Annotated in this window: 7 protein-coding genes; all 7 read right to left on the bottom strand. The window is 39.4% G+C overall.

All coding sequences use genetic code 11. The annotated features are described in order from the left end of the window. Positions 1-2 precede the first annotated feature (2 nt). The 7 genes from ACHUE3_RS05770 to ACHUE3_RS05800 all read right to left on the bottom strand — a co-directional run bounded on the left by ACHUE3_RS05770 (position 3) and on the right by ACHUE3_RS05800 (position 12,578). The gene (locus ACHUE3_RS05770) at positions 3-242 is read right to left on the bottom strand and encodes a glutaredoxin family protein (protein ID WP_394191067.1); all 240 of its coding nucleotides are present in this window, start codon (positions 240-242) and stop codon (positions 3-5) included. Continuing rightward, positions 235-2,352 (bottom strand): bifunctional 23S rRNA (guanine(2069)-N(7))-methyltransferase RlmK/23S rRNA (guanine(2445)-N(2))-methyltransferase RlmL, encoded by a 2,118-nt coding sequence (gene rlmKL / locus ACHUE3_RS05775; protein WP_394191069.1) that lies wholly within the window; start codon positions 2,350-2,352, stop codon positions 235-237. The genes ACHUE3_RS05770 and rlmKL overlap by 8 nt, the downstream gene beginning before the upstream one ends. Positions 2,353-2,441: 89 nt before the next feature. After that, complete coding sequence (locus tag ACHUE3_RS05780; protein WP_394191071.1) at positions 2,442-2,972, bottom strand: cell division protein ZapC domain-containing protein; 531 nt, start codon at positions 2,970-2,972, stop codon at positions 2,442-2,444. A gap of 115 nt (positions 2,973-3,087) precedes the next feature. After that, positions 3,088-4,098: a quinone-dependent dihydroorotate dehydrogenase gene (gene pyrD / locus ACHUE3_RS05785; protein ID WP_394191073.1), complete on the bottom strand. Its 1,011-nt coding sequence runs from the start codon at positions 4,096-4,098 to the stop codon at positions 3,088-3,090. Positions 4,099-4,201: 103 nt separating this feature from the next. Further along, entirely contained in the window at positions 4,202-9,043 is a 4,842-nt protein-coding gene (locus ACHUE3_RS05790; RefSeq protein ID WP_394191075.1) for an NAD-glutamate dehydrogenase, read from the bottom strand. Between the two features lie 212 nt (positions 9,044-9,255). Next, positions 9,256-11,577 carry an efflux RND transporter permease subunit gene (locus ACHUE3_RS05795; RefSeq protein WP_394191077.1) on the bottom strand — a complete coding sequence of 774 codons (2,322 nt, stop codon included), beginning with the start codon at positions 11,575-11,577 and terminating at the stop codon, positions 9,256-9,258. Beyond that, positions 11,577-12,578 carry a WD40/YVTN/BNR-like repeat-containing protein gene (locus ACHUE3_RS05800; RefSeq protein WP_394191079.1) on the bottom strand — a complete coding sequence of 334 codons (1,002 nt, stop codon included), beginning with the start codon at positions 12,576-12,578 and terminating at the stop codon, positions 11,577-11,579. Before ACHUE3_RS05800 ends, ACHUE3_RS05795 begins: the two co-directional genes overlap by 1 nt. Positions 12,579-12,614: the final 36 nt, after the last annotated feature.

Consider the following 12,614-nt stretch of genomic DNA (forward strand, 5'->3'; position numbering starts at 1 on the left):
TCTTATTCTGATTGCGTAAAACACTGCTGCACTTGTAGCGCAGTAAACGGCCAATTTAACTGTTGACCGTATTCGCTTTTTAAAACGGGGATTGTTAGTTGGAATTCAGCAATAAGCTGTTCACTACTCATGATGTCAACACGTTGCAATAAAACTGAATCGGTTGTCAGTGGCTCAATAAGTTCAAGCGCTTCTTCGCACAAGTGACAGCCATCGGTATGGTAGAGCGTCCAATTAACCATGGGTTATTAACCAACTATTATGGATTTGTTTATTACGTTTGAAATCTGGTGATAATGTTTTTTCAGATATATTAACCGCTTTTAAGCCAAGGCCAATTAAACCAACTTCATCCATCGTAAAACCACGTTTGTTGTTAGAAAAGATAAGCGTACCAGAAGGACTTAAAATCTTTTTAACCCACGTTAATAATTTAATATGGTCACGTTGCACATCAAACGCGTCTTTCATGCGTTTTGAGTTTGAAAAAGTTGGCGGATCTAAAAATATCAAATCATATTGACTTGTTGCATATTCTAACCATTTTAAACAATCTGCTTGCTCAAAACGGTAGCGCGTATTACTAATATTGTTCAGCTCAAAATTATCCTGCCCCCACTTTAAGTAGGTTTTAGATAAATCAACTGTAGTAATTGCTTTTGCGCCACCAAGGGCTGCATGCACGGATGCTGTGCCAGTATAGGCAAATAAATTTAAAAAGCGTTTATCTTTAGCGTTTTGTTGAATATAGCGACGTGCTAGGCGGTGATCTAAAAATAAGCCTGTATCTAAGTAATCAAACAAATTCACTTTAAATTTAGCGCCAAACTCTTCAATCACTTGCGTGCGGTTTTGCTTAGCCATTGGGGTGTATTGCTCTTCCCCTTTTTGCTTTTTACGTACTTTTACGGCGATATTTTCAGGTGCAATATTAAGCTGTTGAGCAGTTAACGTGATTACATCTTGAAGGCGCTTATGCGCTGTAGCATCATCTATTTCTTTTGGTGCGGCATACTCAAAGATAACCGCTGAGTCACCATATACGTCAACAGCCACGTTATATTCTGGGATATCGGCATCATAAACTCGATAAGCTTGCACATCATTTTGCTTGAGCCAATTTTTTAAACCTTGCTTGTTCTTTTTAACACGGTTTGCAAAAGACATTGAACCTTCAAAATTTAAAGCTGGCTTATCTTCTGTTGTTTGGCTTACTTGCTTGTCATCTAACTGATATAAATTTAATACCACGTCAAGCGGGCCGTTTTTAAATTTATAGCGTTTAAGCTTCACGAGCTTTAACAGCTTAAATAGGCTTTCATCCATGCCCAAAAGCGCAAGCTTCCAATTATTAAAGTGCTTTTTAAAGCCCGTACCTAAACTACGATGTAAATCAACTAGCTCTGCCATTGAGCCTATACGTTCACCATAAGGTAAGTTCGAAATCACGACACCTGGCAGTTTCGCAACGGATGTCAGCTTTGTGGCATCGCTTTGCTTAAATTTAATAGTATCACCGAGTTCTGCACGCTTTGCGTTATCGACTGCTTTGCTTAACACTTGTCCGTCGTAATCGTGACCAATTAGCCACAATTTCGGATCTGTTATTTGACCAATAAGTTCTTCTCTTAATGCGTTGAATTTAGCAACACGAAAACTTGGTAACCTTTCAAAAGCGAACCCTTCACGAAATAAGCCAGGCGCTTCATTACGTGCCATACCAGCCGCTTCAATTAAAATGGTGCCTGCACCACAACATGGGTCAAATAAAGGTTGTTGTACGTTCTCAAGCCAACCACTGCGCTTAATAAGTGCCGCGGCTAAATGCTCTTTAATAGGTGCTTTACCTTGTCCTTCACGGTAACCGCGTTCAGACAAACGAGGGCCTGAGTAATCTATATACATGGCAACGCCCTGGCGAGATAAACGCGCAACTACACGTACGTTAGCATCTTGCTTATCAACATTAGGACGTTGTTCATATAAATCATTAAAATAATCAACAATCGCATCTTTGATCACAAGACCTGAGAACTGCGTGTTTTTTAATGAGTCATTAGTACCGTTAAAATCAACAGCAAAGGTTTGAGTTGGACCGAACCATTCTTGCCATGGTTGAAAACGGGCAAATTTGTAAAGGCTATCTTTGTCGTTCACGCCTTCTTTTTCTTCAATCAACATCATGACACGAGTAGCAAAGCGACTCATTAAACACACTTTTTGTGCTAGTGTTGTATCCGCGTCAAAACGCACAGAACCCACTGTTTGTTTGGTAACTGTTGCCCCAATCTCAGTAAGTTCATCAACCAATAAATTTTCGATTCCGATAGAAGTAAGCGCGATAAATTGCAAAGTAAAAACCCTTAGTAGCTAATTGCGCGGGATTATAACATAGGTTGGCAGACAAACACGTGATTATGGGATGAAGGAGTAAAATTTACTTAAGCAGTTATACTGCTTTGGGCTTGTGTATAAATAGGATGTACCCGATTGTTCAGCACCTTGATCACCTCAAATTGATTCAAACTAAGGTTTTCATCTAATTGAAAGTGCTCCGATAAGCTAATACACAAAGAGGCATCTTTATTATGATCAATAATTAAAAATTCACCACACTGTTGGCGGGAATGTAATTTAATTATCGCCTCTACACTGGGCTCATTACCTGCGTAGATATTAAAAAACCAACTTTTGGCTAGTACTGGTTTTAAATGGTATTTTGCCGCAGTTGCATTTAACGCTATTTGACAAATTTCTGCAGGTTGCCACAGACTAAAAGAATCAAGGTATTGATAAACTTGCTGATAAAAAGCTGCGTCTTCGAGGCTAAATTCAACATGTTGTAAGACAGAATCTGTTAATTGACGAAGTTTATAAGGCGTGCACAATTGCATCTCTTGGTTTAGATCAACCAACAAACGATTTCGTTTAGGACAAGCTATCCATTTCCATTGTTTTGATGCTTGTAACATGTGCTCCTAATGACTCCTTTTATACTTTGGCTAATAATTATAGCCGCTTTTGACCATTTAATACAAATTCTATTAGAACATTTATCGAACGATCAAAAGCTTACATAACTGATCCTTATAAGCCTGAAAGGATCGTTTTTACCAATTGTGGTCCTTTATATATAAAACCAGTATAGACTTGAACTAAATCTGCACCATTATTCAATTTTTCTTTGGCGCTAGCTGCATCATCAATGCCACCTACACCAATAATAGGTAATTTACCTTGTGTGAGGCGTTTGAGCTCTTTAACAACATGAGTTGAACGCTCTCGTACAGGGAGTCCTGATAACCCGCCCGCTTCATCAGCATATTGCTGGCCTTGTACAGCACCTCGCTCTAACGTAGTGTTTGTTGCGAGAACCCCATCAATATTATTGTTAATTAAAGATTCACTCACTTGGCCGATTTGAACTTCATCCAAATCTGGTGCAATTTTAACCAGCATGGGAACTTGCTTGTTATGTTTAGCAATTAGATCTAGCTGTTCGTTTTTAAGACTTTGTAAAAGGTCATCTAATGCTTCGCCGTATTGCAAATCACGAAGCCCAGGCGTATTTGGAGATGAGATATTAACTGTTATGTAAGATGCATGTTCAAACACCTTGCGCATACAATGAATGTAATCGTCTTTACCTTGCTCATTTGGGGTATCTTTATTCTTACCAATATTGATCCCCAAAATTCCATCATACTTTGCTGCTTTTACATTATTAACTAGGTTATCTACACCTTTGTTGTTAAAGCCCATACGGTTAATAATCGCATTCGATTCTGGTAAGCGAAATATACGAGGCTTATCATTACCTGCTTGTGGTCTAGGTGTAACCGTGCCCACCTCAATAAAGCCAAAGCCCATTTGCGCAAAGGCGTCTATACACTCAGCATTTTTATCTAGACCTGCTGCTAAGCCAACTGGATTTTTAAATTTTAAACCTAAGAACTCTACAGGGTGATCTGCCACTGATTGTGACCATGCTGCACTAAATGGTGTGTTTGAAAAGCGACGCAAATTATGTAATGCAAATTCATGGGCCCATTCCGCATCACGGGTGAACATAAAACGGCGAGCAAGATCATAAAACATTAAAAAATCCTCTATATAAAAAAATACCCCAGACTAGGCTGGGGTATTGTAAGCTATTAACTTATTATTTTCACGTTAGAAACTACTAAGCGTGTAAAAAGGGTTATTTTGCTGACGTATCACAGTTATGGCTAAGTAGCATCAACTCACGTAAAGCCACAGAGAACTTAGCAAAGTCATGACTTTGAGATGTTTTAAACTCTGCAAGCATTTGCTTCCAACGTTGAAGTAGTAATTCTTGGCTATCCATCCATTGGTCAATTTGACTATCAACATTTTTATCATCACCTTCAAAGCAGTTCAGCACAACTTCCGATAACGTACGTTGTTGCCAATCAAGCTCTTCGCGATAAGAAGCCCTTGCAAGCGCTTGCCAATGATTTGCAACTGGTTGATTGGTAATTTGGTCAAGGAACCAATGAAGACCCATGCGAGCCCCAAGCTTAAAGTATGTGTTAGATACCATATCGATACTACGCCCAGAATTATTAGCCACTTCAGCTAAGTCCATTACTGAGAATAGACTTGAAAGAGCAACAATACGTTTAGCCAAATCAGCCGGCGCTCCGCTTTCAATTAGCTTATCTGCCGCTTTAACTAAACGCTCGCCTTCTTTCTCAACCATATAGCTATTTAAATTAGCACTTAGGTCACTAAATGTAGGCGCGAAGAACGCAATTGTTTGTTCAATGTTCTGTGACTTATTACGATGACGTAAGAACCAACGCGTTGCACGACGAACAGTACGACGAAGTTGGTACAACATTTCTGTTTGAACTGCAGCTGGGATCTTGTTATCAAGCGCTACTATTGATTCCCACGTTTCGTCCATCTCAAACACTTCGTTTGCAACTGAGTAACAAAGTGCAACTTCTGCTTCATTTGCACCTGTTTCTTCTTGCATACGGATCATAAAGTTCAAGCCCATATCATTAACAATGTTATTCGCTAATTTAGTGGCAATAATTTCTTTACGCAGTGGGTGATTATCCATCGCATCGTTAAACTTCTCACGTAATGGAACCGGGAATGAGTTAACTAACAATTGACGGTAGTAAGGGTTGTCAGTGATCTCTTCACATACTAATGATTCCTTAAGAACCATTTTTGAATAAGACACTAATACTGAAAGCTCAGGACGCGTCAAATCTTTACCCGCAGCAGCACGCTCTGCCAGCTCTTCGTCTGTTGGAATAAATTCGATAGCACGATTAAGCTTGCCTTCTTTTTCAAGAGCATGAATAAAGCGTACTTTTTCTTTCAGTGTTGAAGAACCCTTAGACTGAGTAATAGAGAGTGTATGCGTTTGGCGATAACAGTCATCTAGAACTAATTCAGATACCTCATCAGTCATTGAGTATAATAATTCATCACGTTGTTTGCGCGTCAAATCGCCCGCAGTTACTAAGCCATTTAGTAGAATCTTGATATTTACTTCGTTATCAGAACACGCAACGCCACCTACGTTATCAATAAAGTCAGTATTTACACGACCCCCTTTAGCAGCAAACTCGATACGACCTAATTGCGTAGCACCTAAATTACCACCTTCACCCAATACTTTAGCGCCTAAATCAGCACCATTGATGCGTAATGCATCATTTGCACGGTCACCTACATCAGCGTCGCTTTCATCGCTACTCTTAATGTATGTACCGATACCACCATTCCAAAGTAAATCAAACTCCATCATTAGTGATGCTTTGATCAATTCATTTGGTGTCATGCTCGCTTTTTTAGTACCAAGCATTTTCTTCATTTCAGGGCTTAAGCTAATTGATTTAGCTGCACGAGAGAAAATACCGCCACCAGCAGAAATTAAGTCTTTGTTATAATCTTCCCATGATGAGCGTGGTAAATTAAATAAACGCTCACGCTCTGGGTAGGAAGTTGCTGAATCTGGTGTAGGGTCAACAAAGATATGCATATGGTTAAACGCTACTTGTAAACGAATATGCTTTGATAAAAGCATACCATTACCAAATACATCACCCGCCATATCACCTACAGCAACCACAGTGAAGTCGGTTGATTGACAATCTATATCCATTTCACGGAAGTGACGTTTAACTGACTCCCATGCGCCTTTTGCGGTAATACCCATTTTCTTATGGTCATAACCTACTGAACCACCTGATGCAAACGCATCACCTAGCCAGAAATTATACTCATTGGCAATGCCATTAGCGATATCTGAGAAGGTCGCGGTTCCTTTATCAGCAGCTACAACAAGGTAGGCATCATCTTCATCGTGACGAGTAACATCTTTAGGAGGAACAATCTCACCTTGAATAATGTTATCCGTAATATCTAATAAACCACGAATGAAAATTTTGTAACACTCTTGTCCTTCTTTAAAGAACGCATCGCGGTCACTTGGTAGCTGTTTACAAACAAAACCACCTTTTGAACCAACTGGGACAATAACTGTATTTTTAACTTGTTGTGCTTTAACTAAACCCAGTACTTCTGTGCGGAAGTCTTCACGACGGTCAGACCAACGTAAACCACCACGCGCTACTTTACCACCACGTAAATGAACACCTTCTACGCGCGGCGAGTAAACAAATATTTCAAATGCCGGTAATGGTAGTGGCATATCTGGAATTAAGCTTGGTTGTACTTTAAATGATACGTAAGACTTAAACGTGCCTGCATCATCTTTTTGGAAATAGTTAGTACGAAGCGTTGCAATTATCATGTCAACGTATAAACGAATGATACGGTCATCATCCAAATTAGCAACGTTTTCAAGTTCTAGGTAAATTTGTGAGATTAATTTATCAAGTGTCTTGCTACTTGCAGGGCTTTTAATCGAGAATTTTTTAGCAAACAAATTAACGATCTGCGTTGCAATATGAGGATAGTTCGCAAAGGTGCTTTCAATATAAGTTTGCGAGAAAGTAACACCAATTTGGCGCATATATTTAGCATAAGCACGTAAAATCGATGCTTCACGGCCTGTTAACCCACCCATAAGAACTAGACGGTTAAAACCATCGTTCTCAAGTCGGTTGCCCCATACATTTGTCAATGCAGCACGAAAACGCGCGGATACTTTATCAAAGTCAGCGACACCTTGATTATCAAGCAACATTGAAAAGTCCATTATCCAATTGATGCGACCATCATTAGTTTTTACCGAATAAGGAGTTTCACCTATAACGCGCAAGCCAAAGTTTTCAAGCATTGGCATAACATCTGATAAGTGGATTGGCTCGTCTTTATGGAATAAGCTTAGGCGTACAATATTTGTATTGGCTTCTTCTTGTGGACGGTAAAACAACATTTCAAGCTTGTTTTCGTCATTGAGCATCTCAAGCTTTTCAATATCAACAACCGCTGCACTTGGTAATACTTCATCTTTGTATGAACGGGCAAATGAATTACTGTATTTACGGTTAAGGTCATTACCACGTGACTCACCTGCAGACTCAAGTAGCGCAGATTGGAGTTTGTCTTCCCATGTGCGGGCTGCTTCAATTAAATTATTTTCTATGTCTTTCACTTTGTATTCGATATCGTTGTTATTTACACGCACAGTGTAATGAGTACGAGCTAAGGTAGACTCTGAAAAGAAAGTAGTAAATTCAACTTTTTCATCAGAATTAAATGCATTAGCTAAGATAGTTTGCGTTTCACGGCGAAGTGCGGTGTTGTATCGCTCACGAGGCACATAAACCATGCACGAGAAAAAGCGACCATAGGCATCTTTACGAACAAACAGGCGACACATATCACGCTCTTGTACTTGTAAAACGCCCATTGCAACTTCAAGCAGTTCGTTCTCGCGTGCTTGTACTAGCTCATCACGCGGGTAAGTTTCTAAAATATTCAATACTGCTTTGTAAGCATGTGTGCCTTTAGCAAAATCACACATTTCCATAATGCGATTTATTTTACTTTTTAAAACGGGTACATCTGCAGCACTGTTGTTGTAAAAACTAGACGAGAATAAACCGATAAAACGGTCTTCACCTATTACATTACCTTCGTCGTCAAAACGCTTTACACCCACGTAATCAATATAAGCTGGGCGGTGAACACGAGAAAGTGAGTTCGTTTTAGTTAATATTAATAAATTACTGCTACGGGCTTCTTGGCGAGCAACTTCAGGTAACTCAGACAATAAACGAGTGTGATCGTCTGTTACATTTTTCATCAAGCCTAGGCTTGTCTCCATTTTACCTTTTAACTGGTAGTCGCCTTGAACAGGTTGTAAGTCATACTGGCGATAGCCCATTAGCGTAAAGTTATCTGATACTAGCCAATCTAAAAACTCAACTGCTTCTGCAACTTCTATTTTATCAGTATGGGGTTTTCTGTTCGGCAACTCTTTGCTAACTGCAATTAGTTTCTCGCGTATTGGTTGCCAATCTTCAACAGCGGTAGAGACATCAATTAAAACCGATTCTAGTTCTTGTTTAAACGAATTAATTACGCCAGAGTCTGTTTGACGGTCAATCTCAATAAAGAAAACAGTTTTAGTAGAAGTTGATTCTTGTTCTGCTTTGAGGTTTGAGATTGCAGATATTTGACCTTCATTATTGCGTTTAACTTTTAATGGAGAATGCAGAAGTAAGTGAGATGCAATATTTGCACGGCTCATAGCCATACGAACAGAATCAACTAAAAACGGCATGTCTTTAGCAATGATTTCAACGATTGTATGAGATGACTGCCAACCATCTTTAGCTACTTCAGGGTTGAAAACACGGATAACCGCATCATCAGAGGTATTTTTTTCTAGCGAATTCCATAGGCTTAGTGCAGCGCCATATAAGTCACTATCATTGCGATTTGCCAAATCCTCTTTAGACATATTGCTGTACAAGGCTTTGGCGAATTTCTCAACGAGTAACACATTATCAGCGTGAACTTTTTTCTGGATCAGCTTGCAGACATTATCTAAGATAACCGAGGCTTGCCCTTCATTTCGTGTCATTGTATGTTCCTTAATCTATTACTATCCTTACTGGATAGAATATGTGTACAGCAATTTAATTGTGTGGAGTCAGGTAAATTCTAACCCTTTTACAGCTAATAAACAGCCCTTTCGATGAAAACATTTTAAGCATTTCAGCTATTTGGTCATCTATTCACAAATTATAGATATAAATGGCCGATAACGGCCATTTAGGAGCAAAAGTATTCACATTATTTTTTCTGGTCGGTCCAGAGCAGACTGCCTATCGCTGGTAATAACAGCACAGCACCGAGCATATTCACCAAGAACATAAAGGTGAGAAGAATACCCATATCTACTTGGAACTTAAGATCAGAGAAAATCCATGTACTTACACCAATCGCTAAGGTTATACCAGTGAACAATACTGCACTGCCCCTTTCTATCAATGCATTACGGTAAGCTATTGGTAAAGAAACACCTTGCTTAAGTTGTCCCATCATCGATGACAAAATATAAATTCCATAATCAACACCTATACCCACACCTAAAGCAATTACTGGTAATGTCGAAACGGTTAAGCCTATTTGTAACTGAACCATTAAAGCCTGTGCTAGCGTTGATACAATGTACAATGGTAATACAACTGCAATAGTCGCTTTTACACTCTTGAAACTAATCAGGCATAAAATAATTACAGCACCATACACATAAATCATCATAGGTAGTTGCGCAGCGGCCACTGATTCATTAGTTGCCGCCATAACGCCCACTGGGCCAGACGCTAATCTAAATTGTAGTTTATCGGTCTGCTCTTGCGCAGCAAACGCCTTCACACTACTAATAACATTATCGATGGTTTCAGCTTTATGATCATCTAGAAATAAAATCACAGGCATTACCGAACAGTCTCCATTTAGCAAGCCAGTGCTAGTTTCAACTCGTGCGCTTGCTTGTACTAAACTTGCCGTATTCCGCGGTAATGTTTGCCACTTCAAATTGCCCTCGTTATAGCCTGCATTTACAGATTGTGCAACAGAACTTAAACTAACCGCAGATTGCACGCCTGCTAAATTTTCAACCTTATATTGAAAGCGACTAATACGTTCCATCACATCATGGTCTGTACATGCAGCAGGGTAAGCTTCAACCAACACCTTTAAAATATCCGAAGAAATTGTGTATTTGTCCGATATTAAAAAAGTATCTTGGTTATAGCGGGCATCTTGGTGTAATGAAGGTGCACCAGCATGTAAATCGCCAATTCGCATTTTATCTGCTTGCCAGTAACCTAATGCAAAAAGTACCAAAGTTAGTGCTATGATGATTTTTGCAATTTTAGGATCCGTTGCTTTTACCAGTAATTCACGTAGTTTATCTAACGTATTAGGTTTATCCGTGTTACCTGATTGAATATGCACTGTGTTTTCAAAGCGCATATATGACGCCCACACAGGAAGTAGAATTAAGTTTGTAAAAATGATGACAGCGACACCTAAGCTAGCAGTAATCGCAAGCTCTCGGATGATACCGATATCAATCGTCAACAAGGTTAAAAAGCCGACTGTATCTGAAAGTAATGCAATACCACCAGGAACAAGCAGTGCTCTAAAGCTCGACTGACAACAAATGCGTGTTGCTTTACCTTGTGCCACTTTTTTGCCAATTGCGTTAATCATTTGCACACCATGGCTTACACCAATAGCAAAGACTAAAAACGGCACCAGAATTGACATTGGGTCCAGACCAAAACCAAGACTCGACAATAACCCTAACTGCCAAACAACCGCAATAATCGAGCAAGCAATAGGTAATACGGTCAGTTTAAGGCTGCCACAAAATAACCAAACCATGATGAAAGTAAAGGCAATAGCGATTGCAAAAAACAGTACAACCCCTTTAGCACCTTCAGCAATATCACCTGCCATTTTAGCAAACCCGATGATATGAATACTGACGTTTTCAGTACTTAAAGGCTCACGGATTTGAGATTCAAGCTTTTGTGCAAATGCTAATGTATCGAGTTTCTCTTGCGTTTGTGGATCTGTTTCTAGCAGTTGCGCACTTACCATGGCGCACGAATAATCAGACGCAATCATTCGACCAACAACTTTCGCCTTCTCAATATTTTGCTTAACAACAGCCAAGCCTTGTTCATCTGCTTTAAAGTTTGCTGGAATAATGGGGCCTCCAGCAAAACCATCTTCAACAACTTCGACAAAACGGGCACTAGGAGAGAATATTGAGTTTACTAGAGGACGGTTAACGCCCGGGATAAAATAAAGCTGATCGTGGACCGCTTTCAACTGTGTGAAAAAGTCAGGGTTAAATATGTTGCCACTATCATCACAAACAGAAATCAAAATGCTATTTGCACCACCAAATTGCTTTTCATGTTTCAAGTACACTTTCATGTAGTCATGGTTCAATGGTATGTTTTTATTAAAAGAAGCATCTAGTTGAATGTGAGTTGCTTTGAAGGCAAGTATGCATGTTAACAGCACAAAACTGATCAGCATTATTAATCGATGACGAAACACCGATTTTTCTAAGAAATCTAATATCCCCTGCATTACGGAGTAATCCCCTTCACTTTAATCCCATCTTCAGATGCCATAATAAGTTGATCTTTAAAGATAACGGCATCTAATATTGATTTACCATTTGGTAGTTGCTCAACTCGTAGGTTGTTATTTTTATAGTGAAAAATAACACCACTATTAGCTAGTAATAACCAACCTTGTTCACCCACATCTAAAATACTGTTCACTGTTGCTGTTTTAGTATTAGGAATATGCTGCCATTGAGTATGCTGATCTCGTGAGAAAATATTCCCGCGCAAACCCGCAACTAACTCTTCACCTTCGCTGTTTTGTGCGTAAGCAAAAAATGACCCAGGATAAATTTCATCATTACGTTGCCAAGTTTTTCCGTTATCGGTGCTTTGAGCCAACAGTCCCATTTCACCAACCAGCATCAGTTTGTTATCCGCCGCTACGATGCGATTAAAATGAGGCAAAATGGATGAGGTTTCAATTTCATATCCCTCAGGATCTGTTTCTTTTAAATCGTTTAAGTAATCACGATCACCTTCAAATAATAAGCTGTCTAAAAAACGTTTATTCCAACTTAACCCACCATCAGTGGTTTCATAAAACATGCCATAGGCACCAACAGCAAAACCGTTTAGTTTATCTGCAAATAATATATCTAAACACGGTTTATCGAGTGACTCTTTAACTAACTGTAATTGCCACTGCAAACCACCATCTGTGGTATTTATTATTGTGGCATCATGACCACAAGCCCAACCATGTTGCGAGTCAACAAAATTAACAGCTGTCAGTAAAACTTGAGTTGGCACAGATGCTTGTTGCCAAGTTTTGGCATCTGTACTGGTAATAATGGTACCGTGCTTACCAACTGCTACTAATTTATCACCATTATATTCTATATCGGTAAGCAGTGTTTTGTCAGCTTTGGTAGCGCTTATCGCCGGTAAAGGCTCTGCTGCTGGTAGCTCAAAAGTAAGACTCGCTAAGGTACTTAACCCCGCATAAAGCAAATACTTCATAAATTAAAATCGCCTTGAGGAGAGTGTGTTTGAAAA

Origin of the sequence: Pseudoalteromonas atlantica (genome assembly GCF_043641955.1) — a bacterium.
GTDB lineage: Bacteria > Pseudomonadota > Gammaproteobacteria > Enterobacterales > Alteromonadaceae > Pseudoalteromonas > Pseudoalteromonas atlantica_A.

Excerpts from the sequence above, each read along its gene's own strand:
- pyrD (WP_394191073.1), bottom strand. The coding sequence starts at position 4,098 with ATGTTTTATGATCTTGCTCGCCGTTTTATGTTCACCCGTGATGCGGAA.
- ACHUE3_RS05780 (WP_394191071.1), bottom strand. The coding sequence starts at position 2,972 with ATGTTACAAGCATCAAAACAATGGAAATGGATAGCTTGTCCTAAACGA.
- ACHUE3_RS05795 (WP_394191077.1), bottom strand. The coding sequence starts at position 11,577 with ATGCAGGGGATATTAGATTTCTTAGAAAAATCGGTGTTTCGTCATCGA.
- ACHUE3_RS05770 (WP_394191067.1), bottom strand. The coding sequence starts at position 242 with ATGGTTAATTGGACGCTCTACCATACCGATGGCTGTCACTTGTGCGAA.
- ACHUE3_RS05800 (WP_394191079.1), bottom strand. The coding sequence starts at position 12,578 with ATGAAGTATTTGCTTTATGCGGGGTTAAGTACCTTAGCGAGTCTTACT.
- ACHUE3_RS05790 (WP_394191075.1), bottom strand. The coding sequence starts at position 9,043 with ATGACACGAAATGAAGGGCAAGCCTCGGTTATCTTAGATAATGTCTGC.